At 58.1% G+C, this 16,818-nt stretch carries 18 protein-coding genes; 8 read left to right on the forward strand and 10 right to left on the reverse strand.

Translation table 11 applies throughout. From position 1 onward, the window contains the following. Positions 1–11: 11 nt before the first annotated feature. Positions 12–476: an SspB family protein gene (locus ACR0I7_RS04900; RefSeq protein WP_480508985.1), complete on the forward strand. Its 465-nt coding sequence runs from the start codon at positions 12–14 to the stop codon at positions 474–476. A gap of 27 nt (positions 477–503) precedes the next feature. On the opposite strand, the gene ACR0I7_RS04905 is transcribed toward ACR0I7_RS04900, so the two are convergent. Next, entirely contained in the window at positions 504–1,058 is a 555-nt protein-coding gene (locus ACR0I7_RS04905) for a hypothetical protein (protein WP_480508987.1), read from the reverse strand. 205 nt (positions 1,059–1,263) lie between these two features. On the opposite strand from ACR0I7_RS04905, the gene fumC reads away from it, so the two are divergent. From fumC to ACR0I7_RS04935, 6 genes are all read left to right on the forward strand, one after another. Further along, positions 1,264–2,658, forward strand: a complete 1,395-nt coding sequence (gene fumC, locus ACR0I7_RS04910) for a class II fumarate hydratase (RefSeq protein ID WP_480508989.1) — start codon at positions 1,264–1,266, stop codon at positions 2,656–2,658. After that, positions 2,658–2,834, forward strand: coding sequence for a DUF4169 family protein (locus ACR0I7_RS04915; protein ID WP_480508991.1), 177 nt, complete (start codon positions 2,658–2,660; stop codon positions 2,832–2,834). Before fumC ends, ACR0I7_RS04915 begins: the two co-directional genes overlap by 1 nt. After that, on the forward strand, positions 2,831–3,055 hold the full coding sequence (locus ACR0I7_RS04920) for a ribbon-helix-helix domain-containing protein (RefSeq protein ID WP_480508992.1): 225 nt from the start codon (positions 2,831–2,833) through the stop codon (positions 3,053–3,055). The genes ACR0I7_RS04915 and ACR0I7_RS04920 overlap by 4 nt, the downstream gene beginning before the upstream one ends. A gap of 84 nt (positions 3,056–3,139) precedes the next feature. Beyond that, positions 3,140–3,739, forward strand: a complete 600-nt coding sequence (locus tag ACR0I7_RS04925) for a TetR/AcrR family transcriptional regulator (RefSeq protein ID WP_480508994.1) — start codon at positions 3,140–3,142, stop codon at positions 3,737–3,739. Further along, positions 3,730–4,014 carry a YciI family protein gene (locus tag ACR0I7_RS04930; RefSeq protein WP_480508996.1) on the forward strand — a complete coding sequence of 95 codons (285 nt, stop codon included), beginning with the start codon at positions 3,730–3,732 and terminating at the stop codon, positions 4,012–4,014. The genes ACR0I7_RS04925 and ACR0I7_RS04930 overlap by 10 nt, the downstream gene beginning before the upstream one ends. Before the next feature lie 7 nt (positions 4,015–4,021). Next, a complete protein-coding gene (locus ACR0I7_RS04935; RefSeq protein WP_480508998.1) occupies positions 4,022–4,624 on the forward strand; it encodes a DNA-3-methyladenine glycosylase I in 603 nt (200 codons plus the stop codon). 13 nt (positions 4,625–4,637) lie between these two features. On the opposite strand, the gene ACR0I7_RS04940 is transcribed toward ACR0I7_RS04935, so the two are convergent. From ACR0I7_RS04940 to ACR0I7_RS04955, 4 genes are all read right to left on the reverse strand, one after another. After that, a complete protein-coding gene (locus ACR0I7_RS04940) occupies positions 4,638–5,519 on the reverse strand; it encodes a fructose bisphosphate aldolase (RefSeq protein WP_480509000.1) in 882 nt (293 codons plus the stop codon). Between the two features lie 72 nt (positions 5,520–5,591). Then, positions 5,592–6,941: a cytochrome P450 gene (locus tag ACR0I7_RS04945; RefSeq protein ID WP_480509002.1), complete on the reverse strand. Its 1,350-nt coding sequence runs from the start codon at positions 6,939–6,941 to the stop codon at positions 5,592–5,594. Continuing rightward, positions 6,938–8,149, reverse strand: coding sequence for a hypothetical protein (locus ACR0I7_RS04950; RefSeq protein ID WP_480509004.1), 1,212 nt, complete (start codon positions 8,147–8,149; stop codon positions 6,938–6,940). Before ACR0I7_RS04950 ends, ACR0I7_RS04945 begins: the two co-directional genes overlap by 4 nt. A gap of 77 nt (positions 8,150–8,226) precedes the next feature. After that, positions 8,227–8,979, reverse strand: coding sequence for a cytochrome c biogenesis CcdA family protein (locus ACR0I7_RS04955; protein WP_480509006.1), 753 nt, complete (start codon positions 8,977–8,979; stop codon positions 8,227–8,229). Positions 8,980–9,084: 105 nt separating this feature from the next. Between ACR0I7_RS04955 and ACR0I7_RS04960 the strand changes: the two genes are divergently transcribed. After that, the gene (locus ACR0I7_RS04960) at positions 9,085–9,318 is read left to right on the forward strand and encodes a sulfurtransferase TusA family protein (RefSeq protein ID WP_480509008.1); all 234 of its coding nucleotides are present in this window, start codon (positions 9,085–9,087) and stop codon (positions 9,316–9,318) included. A 58-nt stretch (positions 9,319–9,376) separates the two neighbouring features. On the opposite strand, the gene ACR0I7_RS04965 is transcribed toward ACR0I7_RS04960, so the two are convergent. The 5 genes from ACR0I7_RS04965 to purS form a co-directional block, all read right to left on the reverse strand. Then, positions 9,377–12,133 carry an Rne/Rng family ribonuclease gene (locus ACR0I7_RS04965; protein ID WP_480509713.1) on the reverse strand — a complete coding sequence of 919 codons (2,757 nt, stop codon included), beginning with the start codon at positions 12,131–12,133 and terminating at the stop codon, positions 9,377–9,379. Positions 12,134–12,646: 513 nt separating this feature from the next. Further along, entirely contained in the window at positions 12,647–13,981 is a 1,335-nt protein-coding gene (locus ACR0I7_RS04970; RefSeq protein WP_480509010.1) for a sigma-54-dependent transcriptional regulator, read from the reverse strand. Between the two features lie 12 nt (positions 13,982–13,993). After that, complete coding sequence (locus ACR0I7_RS04975) at positions 13,994–15,772, reverse strand: sensor histidine kinase (protein WP_480509012.1); 1,779 nt, start codon at positions 15,770–15,772, stop codon at positions 13,994–13,996. 36 nt (positions 15,773–15,808) lie between these two features. Then, a complete protein-coding gene (gene purQ / locus ACR0I7_RS04980) occupies positions 15,809–16,477 on the reverse strand; it encodes a phosphoribosylformylglycinamidine synthase subunit PurQ (protein WP_480509014.1) in 669 nt (222 codons plus the stop codon). A 25-nt stretch (positions 16,478–16,502) separates the two neighbouring features. Continuing rightward, complete coding sequence (purS, locus tag ACR0I7_RS04985; RefSeq protein ID WP_480509016.1) at positions 16,503–16,733, reverse strand: phosphoribosylformylglycinamidine synthase subunit PurS; 231 nt, start codon at positions 16,731–16,733, stop codon at positions 16,503–16,505. Positions 16,734–16,818: the final 85 nt, after the last annotated feature.

The raw sequence follows: 16,818 nt of genomic DNA on the forward strand, positions 1-16,818 counted from the left end.
GAGGATGACCCATGTCGCAAGACATTGACTATGGCAACCTGATGCACACCGCCATGCGCGGCCTGATCAAAGACGTTCTGACAAGCGTCTCGGACAACGGTCTGCCGGGTGCCCACCACTTTTTTATCACTTTCGACACACGTCACGAAGGCGTCGATATCGCAGATTGGCTGCGCGAGCGCTACCCGGACGAGATGACGGTTGTGATGCAGCACTGGTTCGAGAATCTTGAGGTCGGAGACAACGGATTCGCAATCACGCTGAATTTCGGCGACGCGCCAGAGCCGCTGTATATCCCTTATTCGTCGATCAAAACCTTTGTCGACCCCTCGGTCGAGTTTGGGCTGCGCTTTGAAAGCCCCGAAGACGAGGATGAAGAGACCGATCACATCATCGAAGAGTCGATTGAGGTAGAGCCGGAGCCCGAGGCGCAACATGATGCCGAGGTTGTCTCGCTGGACAGCTTCCGCAAATAGACCTCTAAACCCCGCCCCGTGCGGGGTTTACTGTTTTTTCAGGAATGTATCGACGGACCGGGATTTTTCGCCGTTGCGGAAACGCGAGAATGACAGGTTCAGACCACCATCGGTCAGGGTCCGGTCATATTGCTGCAGTTCATAGTCACCGTTTTCGCTGATAAACAGGGAAAACACCGTCATCGTCGGACCCTCAATGCGCCCCCAGACAAAGGGTTCGCCCTTCATTGCGTCCAATGGCACCTCGTGGCCGAACACGTTCCGTTTCATCGCCGCCGAAAAGACATCCGGACGATCTGAAGGGCGGAAATCGACCGAGAATTTCTGCTCTTTGACACGACCATCCAGCTTGTAGGTTGTCGTCGTCCAACTGATGTTGAAGCCACTGTGTGTTTCGTGAATCGAGACACTCATGTCGCGCGGCGTTGTGGTTCCGTCTTCATCCACCACTTCGGCCGAGCCAATATAGACCCCAACAAAGGGTGCGATGTCAGCTGCATGTGCCCTTGGGGCCGGTGCCAGCAGCGCAACCAGAGCGACAAGGGCAAAAAACAAAGGGCGGGTCGGGTTTGAAACGAGCATGAATTCTCCACCGCAGGTACCCTTTCATTGTAGCCCGGCGCGCCGGACGCACAATGGCCCTGTTCCTGATAAGACAAGAAAAATTACACATCCGTTTTTCTATACCTTTGGTCCGCTTGAGTTTATGGTGCGCGCAACTGGCCGATTGCACTGTGGCTGAACGCCCGCTAAACGGCATACGACTGCATACAAGACGGAGTGACAGATGTCCCAGACCCGCACCGAATCCGACAGCTTTGGCCCGCTGGAGGTTCCGACCGACAAATACTGGGGCGCGCAGACGCAGCGCTCGATCATGAACTTCCCGATCGGTTGGGAAAAGCAACCCGTGGCCATTGTGCGCGCGCTGGGTGTGATCAAGAAAGCCTGCGCCATGGAAAACAAGGCGACCGGCAAACTGCACGCCAGGATTGCCGACGCGATTATTCAGGCCGCCGGCGAAGTGTTCGAGGGCAAGTTTGACGACAACTTCCCGCTGGTTGTCTGGCAGACCGGATCAGGCACACAATCGAACATGAACTCGAACGAGGTGATCGCCAACCGTGCGATTGAGATTCTGGGCGGCGTGATCGGCTCGAAAGACCCGGTTCACCCGAACGATCACTGCAATATGGGGCAGTCGTCCAACGACACCTTTCCCACAGCCATGCATGTCGCCACCGCCATGAGCGTGCGCGACGTTCTGATGCCGGGGCTTGAGAAACTGGCCTCGGGTCTTGAGCAGAAGTCTGAAGAATTCAAAGACATTATCAAGATCGGCCGCACTCATACGCAGGATGCGACGCCGCTGACTTTGGGTCAGGAATTTGGCGGCTATGCCCATCAGATTCGCCAAGGCATCGCGCGCGTCGAAGCCGCGATGCCTGCGATTTATGAACTGGCGCAGGGTGGCACTGCAGTTGGCACCGGACTGAACACACAACAGGGTTGGGGCGAAGCGGTCGCCGCAAACATGGCCGAAATCACCGGCCTGCCCTTTGTAACCGCACCCAACAAGTTCGAGGCGCTGGCCGCCCATGACGCGATGGTGTTCCTGTCAGGCGCTTTGGCGACGATTGCCGGATCTTGCTATAAAATCGCCAATGACATCCGCTTTTTGGGTTCTGGCCCACGCTCGGGTCTGGGCGAGTTGATCCTGCCCGAGAACGAGCCCGGATCGTCCATCATGCCGGGCAAGGTAAACCCGACTCAAGCCGAGGCGCTGACGCAGGTAGCCGCCCATGTGATGGGCAATGACGCGGCCATCAAGTTCGCCGGCAGCCAGGGGCATTTCGAGTTGAACGTCTATAACCCGATGATGTCCTACAACCTACTGCAATCCATCCAGTTGCTAGGGGATGCCACCGACAGCTTTACCGAACGGATGCTGCTGGGCACCAAGGCGAATGAGCCGCGCATCGACAAGCTGATGAAAGAATCGCTGATGCTGGTGACGGCGCTGGCGCCGACAATTGGCTATGACAATGCGACCACGGTTGCAAAAACGGCCCACAAGAACGGCACCACCCTCAAGGAAGAGGCGATCGCGCTGGGTTTTGTTGATGAAGCGACCTTTGACGCGGTTGTGCGCCCGGAACAGATGATCGGGCCCAAGGACTGATGGGCAAGCCGGTCAACCTGAACCGGTATCGAAAAGATAAGGCGCGGGCCCTGAGAAAGGCCCGCGCAGATGAAAACGCGGTGAAATTTGGACGCAGCAAGGCCGAAAAGACCGTTGTGAAGCTGCAGCAGGATAAGCTGCAGCGCGATCTGGACAATCGCGAGCTGGACGAATGAGCGGACGGCCTGTCAAACGCTCTCTGACCCTCAAAGGGCACCGCACCTCGGTGTCGCTGGAGGATGAGTTCTGGCAGGCATTTCGTGAGATCGCCAAATCAAAAGACTTTCCAATCAATGTATTAGCGGCTGAAATTGACGTGTCACGCGATCCCGAAACCGGGTTGGCTTCGGCCATTCGTGTCTTCGTGTTGGACTGGTATCGCCAGAATTCTTCGTAATCGCGATCTGTCAGGTTGACATGATTAGGACGCTTGTCCTAAAGCTCAATTAGGACAATCGTCCTATATCAGAAAGAGAGCTTCATGTCTGATCTCAGCACAAAAGATCAAATCGTTCAGGTTGCAGATGACCTGTTCTATCAGCAGGGCTACGCACAGACCTCGTTTGCCGATATCGCCAAGGCAGTTCAGATATCGCGCGGCAATTTCTACTATCACTTCAAAACCAAAGATCGGATTCTGGATGCAGTCATCGACCTGCGCCTGAACCGTACCCGGCAAATGCTGCGGGATTGGGAGGGTGCGTCGTCACCACAAGAGCGCATCGCGCGTTTCATCGGCATTCTGATCATGAACCGGGCCAAGATTGCGCGCTATGGCTGCCCGGTTGGTTCGCTGAGCACCGAATTGTCAAAGCTGGAGCACGACGCGCAGGATAACGCCAACAAGCTGTTTCAGCTGTTCCACGCTTGGCTGCAGCGACAGTTCGAATTGGCCGGTCGCTCAGATGCGGCAGAAACACTGTCAAAACGATTGCTTGCCCAGAGCCAGGGTGTCGCAACCCTGGCCCAGGCGTTTCAGGACGAAGCGTTTATCGATCAGGAGGTTCGCCACCTAAACGCCTGGGTGGACGCCCAGCTAAAGAATGATATTTCACATGAGGAAAGCAGTGCATGTATATAATTTTACTTCGATTCTCTGATAACAAACACACGGCTCCGGCGCATATGGAGGCCCATAAGCAATGGCTGCGGAAAGGGTTCGATGACGGTCTGTTTCTGCTGGCGGGTACGCTGACAGATGTTGGCGGCGGCGTTCTGGCGGTCTCGGATGATCGTGAAACGCTGACCGCCTTTGTGGATCAGGACCCGTTTGTTGCACACAATGTCGTCACCGCCGAGATTCTCGAGATGGACCCATCGCGCGCCGATGACCGGATGCAGTTTCTGTTAAACTGAGGGTCACATGAGCAAAACGATCATCGGCCCCGATGGCCAGCCGCGATGCGCCTGGTGTCAGGCAGCGCCCGAATTTTTCGACTATCACGACGCAGAATGGGGCTATCCGGTTGCGGATGACCAGCGGCTGTTCGAAAAACTGTGTCTTGAAAGCTTTCAGTCCGGGCTCAGCTGGCGCACGATCCTGGCCAAGCGCGAGAATTTTCGGAAAGCGTTCGAAGGCTTTGACTTCAACAAAGTCGCCAAATTCGCCGAGGCAGATATAGCGCGCCTCTTGCAGGACGCCGGGATCATCCGGCATCGGGGCAAGATTGAGGCGGTCATCAACAACGCCCGACGCGCGCAGGAACTGATTACCGCCGAAGGCTCGATTGCCGCTTATGTCTGGCGTTACGAGCCACAGACCCCACCGCCCCCGCAAACATCATCGACCTCGCCCGAGTCCGTGGCAATGTCGAAAGACCTAAAGAAACGGGGCTGGAAATTTGTCGGGCCGACAACCGTCTTTGCCTTTATGCAGGCGATGGGCCTTGTGAACGACCATGCGGAAGGGTGTGTGCAAAGAGAAAAAGCGGCACAACTGCGCCGCTCTTTCCAAAAGCCCGCTTAGACAGCCCCGTGTATCAGACCGACGCGCGGAAAATCTTATCGATATTCGCCCCCAACGCCGCATTGAATTCGGCGTTGGATTGCTGCTTGGACAACCCTTCGGTCAAGGCCCGCGAGAACGAGGCGATCATTTTGCCATTCTGGTTCAGCAGATCGCAGGCCTCGGCAGTCGAATACCCACCGGACAGGGCCACGACACGCAGAACGCGCGGATGATCGGCCAGTTCGTCGTACAGATCAGCCTGACTGGGAAGGGTCAGTTTCAACATGACATCCTGACCCTCAGAAAGCTGATCAAGGTTTTTCAGAAGCTCTGCCTTCAGAATGTCTTCGGCCTGGGCCTTGGTTTCGGAATGGATGTTCACCTCGGGCTCGACGATGGGCACCATCCCTGCCCCGATCACCTCACGGGCGACATCGAATTGCTGGGCGGTCACTGCTGCGATGCCCTGCGCGTTTGCCTCATGAATGACCGAGCGCTCTTTGGTGCCGAAAACACCCTCTGCCTTCGCCAGCGTAGCGGCAAGACCGGGGATCGGCTTCATCATCTGAACGCCGTTTTCCTGTTCCTCCAGGCCCTTGTCGATCTTCAGGAACGGAACGATGTTTTTGACCGACCACAGATAGTCGGCGACTTTGCGGCCATCAATCTCTTCGCCCAGAGTGCGTTCGAACAGGATTGCACCGATAACTTTGTCCTTGGTGAAATCATCGGCGAGGATGATACGAGCCCGCATTTTCTGAATTTCGCCGAACATCTCTTCGTCCGAGGTGTAGTCGGATGCCTCAACACCATAAAGCGCCAGCGCCTTGGGGGTTGAGCCACCACTTTGATCCAGAGCTGCAATAAAACCTGCACCGTTAGACATCTGTTCGCGCTGTTCAGCTTTGGACATAACTCATTTCCCGTTCAATAATGATTCCGTTTTTTCATCGCATACAGCAAGGCGTTACGCGATGGTAGCGTGTTAGCGCTCAAACAGGCGCAACCAAATGCCGTCTTTTGATCGCACCGTCAGATGTGCCACGGGAACCGGTCTGCGCCCGTCCACGATTTCGAACCGGAAGTGACGCAGTAGCATTGATAGGATCAGCGGCCCCTCGACCATGGCAAAGCCGGCGCCGGTGCAGACACGCGGTCCTGCGGAGAACGGCATATATGCCTCACGCTGGCATTTCCTACCGTTCTCAGAAGCCCATCGGGTCGGATCGAAATCGTCGGGCCTGTCCCACAGTCTTTCATGGCGATGCAAATGCCATGGGCTGAGCACTATCTGCGCACCTTTATCGATGTCGCGATCCCGAAATCGTTCGGGGCACGTGGTTTCGCGCACCATCATGGGGACAGGCGGGTACAGGCGCAACGCCTCGCGAAAGACGTCCCGGCTGAGCCTGAGTTTTGACACGACAGCAAAAGACGGATCCTCCAACGCCTGCGCCTCGGCCGCCAATTTTTCCTGCCATTCAGGGTAGAGCGCCATCAGATAAAGCGTCCACGCCAGCGCCGACGCACTGGTTTCATGTCCGGCGAGGAAAAAGATCGCAACCTGATCAACCATCTCCGGCGTGTCAAAACGCGCGCCGGTTTCGGGGTCGCGGGTTGTCATGATCTTGGTTGCCAGATCATCAGGGGCCCGTCCAGCGGCGATGGCAGCTGCGCGTTCGCGGGTGAGCTGCGCGATCAGAGTTCTGATTTCGCGCGCATTTTTGCGCGTCTTTCGTGAATGAAACCGCGGCAGCCAGCGTGGCATCGGCAGAAATGCCCCAAGGTTTAGCAGCGGTTGTGCGCGTTGATAGGCCCGGAACTTCTCAAATACCTGCGCGGCAATCTCATGCTCGATCGGTACCGAAAACAAGGTGCGAAAGATCACATCTGCCGCCACGTGGCTGGTGATCTCTTCGCATTCGACCTTGGCCCCGACCTGCGCGCGCAGCCGCGCGACACAGGATTGCGCCGCTACCAGCATGGCCGGGAACGTGTCCTTAAGCCGCCCGCCCTCGAACGCCGGATCGATGATCCGGCGCTGACGCTTCCAGGTGTCGCCATTGGTCAGAAACACCGAGTCGCCTAACAAAGGACGCAGCCCTTCACTGATGCGGGCTGATTTTGGGAAATCGTCAGGCCTCTTTTTAAGAACAGAATCAATCAGTTCAGGTTGATTGATCATATAAGACCGGAAGAACGGCGTTCGAAACTCGGCCATCCACGCGCGATAAAGGCGCTGGGGTTGCGCAGACAGCAGGTCTTGTCGGAATAGCCTGAGATACCGCCAGAGCGATACCTTGTCTGGCCGGGCCTTTGGCTTGGGCGGCGTCATGCGGTCACCGAGGTGTATTTGGAGGCGGGTACGTCAATCCGCGAGGCCGATGGGGCGCGGCCTTCAAACCTGCTCTGCAATGTTTCAGGGCCTGCGGTGATGCGGAAGTAGTCATAGCCCCCCGGCCGGTCGAATGCGCAGAGATACTGGAAGTGCAGACGAAAGAACCGCCAACGCAGCTCTTTCCAGCGCGCGGGCGATAGGGTTTGGGTGAATGCGGCGGACAGGACCAGCGGCCAGCGTTTCTCCGGGCCGGATACACCGCTTACGGCGACGGGATCACACAGAGCAAAGGCGCAGCCATCCCCCGGCGCGGTAACATCGATCCATGTCACATCTTTTTGCGCAGATAAAGCCTGCAGATCATGGCGCAGTTTATGCGCCCGGGGCAGGAATGACACCATCGGAACCACCTGCCCCAATGTCAGAAAGGACAGAACCGGCCCCTGCGTTGTATCGTGTTTCGCAAGCAGATCTGAGAGCACGGAAACCCCCAGATGCGCGCCCGAGCTGTGGCCGACGACCAGAACCTCGTCCACATCCGAGGTCAAAGCCTGCGCGATCAGGTCGGTGAACTGCGCGAGGCGGGCGTGCATATCAGGCGATGTCTCGCCCCAAAGCCGCGCGGAATGCGCATAGTCATGCATCAGGTAATACGCAAACAGGCGATTGTCGATTTTGCGAAACCAGTGCAACAGCGCATAGGTCACCAGAGCAGCAGGTACCAGGGCCAGCCAACCGATAAACGGCGCAAGACCGGATGTCACAGCCCAGCCTGCAAGCACTGCAATCATCAGTTGCAGCAAAAGCATTCCAACCGGATATAGGGCTGCGATAACCGGCCCTTTTCGCAGACGCATCAGACGTCTCAGCGTGCCGGTCGAGATATAAATCCAGGCCGTGCGCGCCAGTTGCAGATAGGTTGCCAGGATAGATTGCACCATGCTGCCCCGCACGATGTCGGACCAGACAAGAACGTCGATTTCCGCCCTTACCTCGGCCCCATCCTGACGCGCGCTCACATGCCAGCCATAAGGCCCATCGCCCGTCTTGGCGGACACTGCAATCTCATAGCCTGAGATTTCAGCCTGCGCCTGCCCCTCTTTCCGATAAAGCTCGCGATAGCGTCGGGGATGAATCGGGTCGTAGCCGGGGATGTAGAAAACCCTGCGCCTGCGCACCGTTGGTTGTTGTTGCCGACCGCTCATTCACCTGCCCTTTTCCGGGCAGGTTAGCTTAGCAATTCCCGCAAGGTAAGAGGTATCCGGCGTCGTGGTCGCCGTGTTTAGCCAAAGGTTGCAAGAACCGGGAAGGTTTCGAGCAGCCACCAGCTGAATTCCGTGAACAACCCGGTGATCAGCATGATCCCAACAAACAACAGCAGCCCGCCCATTACCTTTTCAATGGTTCCCATATGCGGCTTGATGCGGTTCATCACGGCCATTGATCGGTTCAGGAACATCGCGGCCAACAGGAACGGAATACCCAGGCCTGCCGCATAGACACCCAGCAACAGGGTTCCGCGCGCAACGGATGCCTCGGACGCGGCGAGCGAGAGGATCGCCCCCAGCTGAGGCCCGATGCAGGGCGTCCAGCCGAATGCAAAGGCAAGCCCGAGGATATAGGCACCAAAGACTGAACCACCGGAATCGCCGGTCTCGACCCGCGCTTCGCGATCCAGCAGCGGGATGCGGAATACGTTCAGAAAGTGCAGACCGAAGACGATGACCACCGCGCCTGAAAGTTTGGCGAAAAGCACCTGATTTTGCAGGACAAATGCTCCGAACGCTGACGCGGTGAAGCCAAGCAGCAAAAATACGGTCGACAGACCAAGAACAAAGAACAGAGCCGACAAGGTCGCTTTGCGCCGGGCGCGCGCCTCATCCTGCATCTCATTGATGCTGACACCGCTCATATAGGCCAGATACGGCGGCACAATCGGCAGAACGCAAGGTGACAGAAAGCTGATCAGCCCCCCGAGCATTGCGATAAACATGGCGGGCAGCAGCCCTGCGTCGATGATATCTATTCCGAACATGTTTCAGCACATAGGGTATCGATTGACCAACGTCACGAGGCCAATAGGTCACATCCTCGTGGTTGCATGCTGGACACCATGCCCAACTGGCCATATCTGAGCTGCATGACAGACGATATCGAAACACTGGATGCGCTGGGACTGTTGTGCCCTTTGCCGGTTCTTAAAGCGCGCAAGCGCTTAAAAACGCTGCCCTCCGGAGGCATCTTGCGGATTCTTGCGGATGACCCCGCAGCCGTTGTCGATGTTCCGCATTTCTGCGCCGAGGCCGGACATCGACTGATCAGCCAGGACGATATTGGCGCTCATCAGGTTTACGTTATCGAAAAGCGCGCCTGACACTGTCTCATGGATACCCTGAACGAAAAAGGCGGGTCTTATGGCCCGCCTTTTGCTGTTACTGGCCCAATGACCACCATCCGCGCCGTTTGGGCTTGGCCGGGGCGGGCTCGGGGTCTTCCGCGACACTTTCAAGGACAGGCTCAGGCTCTGATACCTCTGCCTCGGTCGGTTGCTCATCCTGCACCTCGGGTGCAACCGGTTCCTCTGACGCAGTTTCGGCTTCTGCGGCAGCTTCGGCCTCAACCGGCTCAGGGGCGGGTTCGGGCTCGGAGGCAACTGTTTCAGGTGCCGTTTCTGCGACCTCAGCTGGCGCTTCCTCGACGGGCTGTTCCGGCTCGGACGCGGCAGTTTCCTCTGCAGGCGTTGCGGCGTCAGCCTGATCCGCTGCGGCCTCTTCAGGCTCGGCATCTTTCTTCCTACGACGGGGCGCGCGCGTTTTCTTGGGCTTTAAGGGTTTCTTTTCCTCGGCCTCAGGTGCGCCTTCTGCACCTTCGGCAGCCTCTTCTTTTGCTTCGCCCTCGTCCTGATTGTCGTCCTGAGGCTTATCGCCCTCGTCCGCAGAATTCTCCTGTGCCTCACCATTGCCGCCGCTCTTCTTCCGACGACGGCGCCGACGCTTGCGCTTGGGTTTGGTCTCTTCTTCGGCCTGTGCGACGTCGTCCTCTTCCTCTTCGGTCGCGTCAACCATTTCCATGAGCGACGCATCGACCGACACGACTGGCGCGGTGGCCTCGGGCACAATCCGACTGGCGGTCTTGAATTTCTCCATCGAGAAATCGGGGCTGACGAGATGCACATCGCCTTCGATCCGGACCGACAGCCCATAGCGCGCCTCGATCTGTGCGATATGCTCGCGCTTCTGGTTCATCAGGAAGTTAGCGATACTGACCGGGCAACGCACCAGAACCTCGCGCGAGCGGCGGCGAGTGCCTTCCTCTTCGATCTGGCGCAGAATCGACAACGCCATGTTGTCATCCGAGCGGATCAGTCCTGTGCCGTGGCAGGCCGGGCAAGGCTGCGTCGTCGCCTCAAGCATACCGGGGCGCAGGCGCTGGCGGCTCATCTCAAGCAGGCCAAAGCCCGAGATACGGCCCACCTGAATGCGGGCGCGGTCGGTTTTCAGTTTGTCTTTCAGGCGCTTTTCAACGGCCGAATTGTTCTTGCGCTCGTCCATGTCGATGAAATCGATGACGATAAGGCCCGCAAGGTCGCGCAGACGCAACTGGCGCGCCACCTCTTCAGCGGCTTCCAGATTGGTTTTGAGCGCGGTTTCCTCGATCGAGCCTTCTTTGGTGGCCCGACCCGAGTTCACGTCGATCGCCACCAGAGCCTCGGTCACGCCGATCACGATGTAACCACCAGATTTCAGCTGAACCGTCGGGTTGAACATCCCGGCCAGATAGCTTTCGACCTGATAGCGCGCGAACAGCGGCAGCGCGTCCTCATACCGTTTCACGTTCTTGGCGTGGGACGGCATGATCATTTTCATGAAGTCCTTGGCGATGCGGTATCCGCCCTCGCCTTCGACCAGAACCTCGTCGATGTCACGGTTATAAAGATCGCGGATCGAGCGTTTGATCAGGTCGCCTTCTTCATAAATCTTGGACGGCGCAATGGATTCTAAGGTCAGCGCGCGGATTTGCTCCCACAGGCGCTGGAGGTATTCATAGTCGCGCTTGATCTCGGATTTGGTGCGCTTGGCGCCAGCGGTCCGAATGATCAAACCGGCACCGGTCGGCACATCAATATCCGAGGCGATGTCTTTCAGCTTTTTACGGTCGGCGGCGTTGATGATCTTGCGGCTGATGCCGCCGCCACGCGCCGTGTTCGGCATCAGGACGCAATAACGCCCGGCCAGTGACAGATAGGTGGTCAGCGCAGCGCCTTTATTGCCGCGCTCTTCCTTTACAACCTGCACCAGCAGAACCTGGCGGACCTTGATGACTTCTTGAATCTTGTACCGGCGTGGGCGCGGCTTGCGCGGCGGACGAATGTCTTCGCTGTCATCCTCATCCGCAACCGATTCGATCGACGCATCCTTGTCGGTTGCATCTGAGCGTACTTCTGCATCATCAGCCTCGGCGTTTGCGTCGTCGCTGGCTTCGCTGGCCTCCTGCTCGGCGCTTGCGTCCGCAGCTTCTTCAGTAGCTTCCTCGGCAGGCGCCGCCTCTTCAACAGGCGCTTCATCCGCGCCTTGTTCCTGTTCGCCGGTCTCAGCACCAGCGTCCTCGGCGTCCGATGCCTCTGGTGTCGGAGCGGTTTCTTCCTCAGCCGGGCTTTCAGGTTCCTCAACCGGGGTCTCTGCAACCAGATCTACCGGCGACGTGCCTTCGGGCACCGCCACATCCGAGGCCTCGTCGCTCTCGTCCAGATCGATGGTTTCCATCCCGGTTGGTTCCTGGGACGGGTCCATTGTCTCGACCGGATCGTCAGATTTCACATCCGCAGCCTTGGTGCGGGATCGCGAGCGGCGTTTCTTGGGCTTGGCCTCATCCGCCTCATCGCGCGCTTTCATTGCCTCGGCATAAGCGCGCTCTTCCTCCATCAGCGCCTCACGGTCGGCGACGGGGATCTGATAGTAATCCGGGTGGATCTCGGAGAAAGCCAGGAACCCATGCCGGTTCCCGCCATAGTCTACAAAAGCCGCCTGTAGCGACGGTTCGACCCGCGTTACCTTTGCGAGATAGATGTTTCCTGCAAGCTGACGCTTGTTTTCGGATTCAAAGTCGAACTCCTCGACCTTGTTTCCATCGACCACCACGACGCGGGTTTCCTCCGCGTGGGTGGCATCGATAAGCATTTTCTTAGCCATGTGTCCTTGATGCACCGCGCCAAACGCGTTGTCCTGGCCCGTCCGGGTGGACAGGCGCATTTGGGGTGGTGTCTTGTCAGGGCGATATCGGACGGCGCGCGGCAAGGTCTGGCGCTGTGGCCCCCTGCCCGTATACTCAATCGTTGCGCGCGCGTCATCGCGGTTCTTCTCCGACAGGCGCGAACCAAATCGCGACCTGCCCATTTATTCCTTTCGCCCGGTCGTTCCGGGCTCAGGTGCTCCAGATACCCCATAGGGGCACAATCGGTCTGCTTGCCCCGTGGGATAGATCACCAACAATGGTCAAGCAGCGAAACTCAAAAAGCGGGACTTCTGGGCGCAAATCTGCCCGGCCCGTCCGCCCACAATAAAAGCAGTCCTGTGGAAAAGACAATGGGCAAACTGCACGGCATGCGCTGAACGCCGCGCAGGATCTCTTTGTCGGGCCGTAAATATACCGGAGGATGACTTGAGCCGAAAAGCTCAGGGGGGGGGGCTCCCCCCCCCCTCTCTTTACAGATAATCCGAACGCTGAAGGCCGTATTTGGCCATTTTCTCGTTCAAGGTCCGGCGTGGCAGGCACAATTCCTCCATCACCGAAGCGATCGAACCTTTGTGGCGCCGCATGGTGTTGTCGATCAGCATCCGCTCGAACGCTTCGACATACTCTTTCAGCGGTTTGCCCTCGGTCGTCATCACTGGCTGCATCTCTTCGTGATCCGACATCAGCAGCGATGCGATCGTGCCCGATCCGCGACGCGATTGCAGCACAGCGCGTTCCGCGATGTTGATCAGCTGACGCACATTACCCGGCCACGGGGCCTGCAGCAGCTGAGCCGCTTCCTGCGCACTGACTTGCGGGGCGTCACAGCCATATTCCTCAGCGAACTGTTCGCTCAAGCGCGTGAAGAGCGTCAGGATATCTTCGCCCCGCTGGCGCAGAGGCGGCATGGTGATCCGCAAGGCCGCGAGACGGTAAAACAGATCCGGACGCAGAACATCCTCGCTGGTCTTTCCAGCTTCCTGCAGGTTTGAAATGGCAACGATCCGCGTCTCGGCCGGGGTGCCCTGCTCGTTCATCACGCTCAGCAGGCGCGCCTGCAGCGTATCGCTCAGCGCCTCTACATCCTCCAGAACCAGCGTGCCGCCGCGCGCCTCTTCGATGGCGGGCAATTGCGCGTCCTCTGGCATCATCGGGCCAAACAGGCGCTTGGACAGCGCCTCCTCCTCAAGCGCAGCACAGGACACCAGAACGAATTTCTTTCCTGCCCGGCTGCCAACTGCGTGCAAAGCGTGCGCGACAAGTGTTTTGCCTGTACCAGTTTCGCCATCAATCAGAACGTGGCCATCCGCCTGCCCCAGATCGAGAATATCCTCGCGCAGGCGCTCCATCACCGGGCTGGCGCCGATCAGCTTGTTCATGATTTGCGTGCCACCCGACAGCTCGCGCCGCAGGGCCCGGTTGTCGAGCGTCAGACGCCGGACCGTGCTGGCGCGTTTGGCCAGCTCGGACATGCGATCAGGATTAAACGGCTTTTCCAGAAAATCAAAAGCGCCAACCCGCATCGCCTCAACTGCGATTGGCACGTCGCCATGCCCAGTTATCATGATCACGGGCAGTGTGCTGTCAGCGCCCATAAGCTTTTTCAGCAATTGTATACCATCCATACCCGGCATCTTGATGTCAGAGATTACGATACCAGGATAGTCCGGCCCTAGGACCTTGAGCGCATCCTCGGCGCTGGCGAAGGTTTCGGTGTCATATCCCGACAATGCCAACCATTGGCTGATCGACTGGCGCATGTCCTGTTCATCATCAACGATCGCTATTTTCATGGCCTGTGCCATAGTCATTCCTCGTTATTCAGCGGCCTCTAGGCCGTCGCTTTCCAGTATCGGCAGCTGCATTTCAAATACGGCACCCCCGTGATGCCCATTGCGCGCCGTTAGTCGTCCTCCATGGTCGTTCACGATCCCTGATGAGATGGCAAGCCCCAGTCCGACACCGTCGCCGGGTCGCTTGGTTGTGTAAAACGGTTCAAACAGGTTCTCGATGTCTTCGATCCCATGACCATTGTCGCGCACTGTCAGCACAGCCTGATCGCCGGCGGCGAGGATGATTTCCACATCCGGTTCAGGCACCGACTTGGTGGCATCCAAAGCGTTTCTCAGGAGGTTCACCATGACCTGCTCAATCCGCATCCGATCACCCATAACTATGACAGGTTGCTCGGGAAGAATCTGAGTGATCTTCACATGCCGCTGGCGCAGTTGCGGCTCCATCATGGACAGGGATGAAGCAAGCGCCTCACCAAGATTCACAGGTGAAAACGCATCCGCACCCTTTCGGGCATAAGATTTGAGCTGACGGGTGATCGCGCCCATGCGTTCGATCAATCCGTCAATTCGACCAAAGCTGGCCAATGCCTCTTCGGGGCGGTTGCGCCGCAGCAAAAGACGGGCCCCGGCCAGATAGGTTTTCATCGCCGCCAGCGGCTGGTTCAACTCGTGGCTGACAGCGGCCGACATCTCGCCCAGAGCAGCCAGTTTCGAACTTTGGGCAAGGGTCTGCTCGGCAACTTCCAGCGTCTTTTCAACCCGTTCCCGCTCAGCGATTTCCCGCTGTAGCCTTGTGTTCAATGCGCGAAGCTCTGCCGACTCGCGCTGGAACAGGGTCATCCGCAACGTCGCCCGGCGGCTGAGGGCATAGAAGGCCAGCGCCAGAAGAATCGCGAATCCCATAATTTCGAGCGCTAGGACGCTGTTTACCTTTTCACGGATCGAGGCATAGGTGGTGAACGAGGTCATCTGCCAACCCCGGAACGGAATGCGGGTTTCCATGCGCATCACCGCTTCACCCTGCAGATATGCGTCGGGTGGCAGTGCCGTCCAATCGGTTGTCGCACGAATGGCACGTTGGATAGCGCCTTGTGGCGGCTGCCGTAACAGGGCTGCGTCTTCGTTCAGCCCGCGCCATTGCGGCTCGGTCGACAGGATGATTGTGCCGGTGCTGTCGGTCACCATTACGGCATCTGAGATGCCTGCCCAGGCGCGTTCGAACTTTTGCAGATCAACCTCGACAACGATGACGCCCAGGTTCTCTGAACCGCCCTCTAACCGTCGCGAATAGACAAAACTATAGCCGCCAGATTCTTTGGGAATCACCGAAAAAACCGTAGAATTTGAGCGGATGGCGCCGATAAAATATGACTCACTGCGATGCGGTTCGCCCAGCCGGTTCCGATCCGTCGCGGCGACTGTCCGACCATCGCGGTCCAGCAGCATCAGTGAGGCGGCTCCGATCTCTTCCACAAATGAAATCAGGCGCTGGGTCGAGAGCGAAAAATCGCTCGACTGCAATGCAGAAATCAGCGTCGGGTCGCGCGCCAGCAATTGCGGCACAATCGCGTTGCGGCGCAGTTCGCTCAGCAGGTTACCAGAGTACAGCGCCAGCCGCACTTCGGCTCGATTGCGCGTCGATTCGGTGAAGCGGTTCGTCAGCAGGCTGTTGGTGATCCAGATGGTGGCAACCGTGACCACCAGCAGTAAGATAACGGCAATGCGCAGCCTCCAGCCCAGCGGCGCACCGCGGAACCTGCCCAGGAAATTTGCCCAACCTGATGGTGTTTCGGAATTCATCCCCAGAGGCTACGCGCCCGTGGCCACGACCTCAAGTCAGGCTGGCGCCAGAACACCCGACAATGCGCGGAAGAGCGCCGTTCCATCCGTGCCGCCATGGCCTTCGTCGGCGGCGCGCTCCGGGTGTGGCATCATGCCAAGCACGCGGCGGTTGTGCGATAGGATGCCCGCAATATCCCCACGCGATCCATTGGGGTTCTCGGTATAAGTAAAGGCGACGCGATCCTCGTCACGCAGGCGGGCCAGCGTTTCATCATCGGCGAAATAGTTGCCATCATGATGGGCAATCGGAATACCGATGACATCGCCGGCGTTGTAACCTTGGGTAAAGGCGCTATCGCTGGTTTCGACTTTCAGCCCGACGGTGCGGCAGATGTACTTCAGCCCCGCATTGCGCAGCAGCGCTCCTGGCAGGATGCCGGTTTCGGTCAGGATCTGAAACCCGTTGCAGATGCCAACCGCATAGCCACCACGTTCCGTATGATCGACGACCGCCTTGCAGATCGGCGACTGCGCCGCGATGGCTCCGCAGCGCAGGTAGTCGCCATAAGAGAAACCGCCGGGAACCCCAACGATATCGACGCCCTCGGGCAGTCGAGCATCTTTGTGCCAGACCATATCGACCTGAAAACCCGCCTGTTCGAAAGCAACGGCAAGATCACGGTCACAATTGGAACCGGGGAAAACGATGACGGCTGCACGCATGGCGAACCCTCCTTGGTGGGTAAACTCAGACCAGTTCGATCTCGTAGCGTTCGATGACTGTGTTGGCCAACAGCTTTTCGCACATCTCGGTTACGTCAGCCTCGGTTGCGCCGTCCTGCAGTTCCAAATCGATCACCTTGCCCTGACGCACGCCTTCAACCTTGTCAAAGCCCATGGCGCCGAGCGCGTGGCGGACAGCCTCACCTTGCGGGTCAAGCACCCCGTTCTTGAGCATCACGTGTACCCGTGCTTTCATCTTAGCAACTCCACCTGTGACCCACGCGCGGGGCCTATTCCGTTGCGCGGGGAATACCTTGGTTGCCTGCGTTGAACAACCCTAT

This window comes from Ruegeria sp. AM1 (genome assembly GCF_056540745.1).

Bases quoted from the DNA above. Each gene is read 5' to 3' on its own strand.
- ACR0I7_RS04930 (WP_480508996.1), top strand. From the start codon at position 3,730: ATGTATATAATTTTACTTCGATTCTCTGATAACAAACACACGGCTCCG.
- ACR0I7_RS04900 (WP_480508985.1), top strand. From the start codon at position 12: ATGTCGCAAGACATTGACTATGGCAACCTGATGCACACCGCCATGCGC.
- ACR0I7_RS04955 (WP_480509006.1), bottom strand. From the start codon at position 8,979: ATGTTCGGAATAGATATCATCGACGCAGGGCTGCTGCCCGCCATGTTT.
- ACR0I7_RS04975 (WP_480509012.1), bottom strand. From the start codon at position 15,772: ATGAATTCCGAAACACCATCAGGTTGGGCAAATTTCCTGGGCAGGTTC.
- ACR0I7_RS04920 (WP_480508992.1), top strand. From the start codon at position 2,831: ATGAGCGGACGGCCTGTCAAACGCTCTCTGACCCTCAAAGGGCACCGC.
- fumC (WP_480508989.1), top strand. From the start codon at position 1,264: ATGTCCCAGACCCGCACCGAATCCGACAGCTTTGGCCCGCTGGAGGTT.
- ACR0I7_RS04950 (WP_480509004.1), bottom strand. From the start codon at position 8,149: ATGAGCGGTCGGCAACAACAACCAACGGTGCGCAGGCGCAGGGTTTTC.
- ACR0I7_RS04935 (WP_480508998.1), top strand. From the start codon at position 4,022: ATGAGCAAAACGATCATCGGCCCCGATGGCCAGCCGCGATGCGCCTGG.
- ACR0I7_RS04970 (WP_480509010.1), bottom strand. From the start codon at position 13,981: ATGGCACAGGCCATGAAAATAGCGATCGTTGATGATGAACAGGACATG.
- purS (WP_480509016.1), bottom strand. From the start codon at position 16,733: ATGAAAGCACGGGTACACGTGATGCTCAAGAACGGGGTGCTTGACCCG.
- ACR0I7_RS04905 (WP_480508987.1), bottom strand. From the start codon at position 1,058: ATGCTCGTTTCAAACCCGACCCGCCCTTTGTTTTTTGCCCTTGTCGCT.
- ACR0I7_RS04925 (WP_480508994.1), top strand. From the start codon at position 3,140: ATGTCTGATCTCAGCACAAAAGATCAAATCGTTCAGGTTGCAGATGAC.
- ACR0I7_RS04960 (WP_480509008.1), top strand. From the start codon at position 9,085: ATGACAGACGATATCGAAACACTGGATGCGCTGGGACTGTTGTGCCCT.
- ACR0I7_RS04945 (WP_480509002.1), bottom strand. From the start codon at position 6,941: ATGACGCCGCCCAAGCCAAAGGCCCGGCCAGACAAGGTATCGCTCTGG.
- ACR0I7_RS04965 (WP_480509713.1), bottom strand. From the start codon at position 12,133: ATGGCTAAGAAAATGCTTATCGATGCCACCCACGCGGAGGAAACCCGC.
- purQ (WP_480509014.1), bottom strand. From the start codon at position 16,477: ATGCGTGCAGCCGTCATCGTTTTCCCCGGTTCCAATTGTGACCGTGAT.
- ACR0I7_RS04940 (WP_480509000.1), bottom strand. From the start codon at position 5,519: ATGTCCAAAGCTGAACAGCGCGAACAGATGTCTAACGGTGCAGGTTTT.
- ACR0I7_RS04915 (WP_480508991.1), top strand. From the start codon at position 2,658: ATGGGCAAGCCGGTCAACCTGAACCGGTATCGAAAAGATAAGGCGCGG.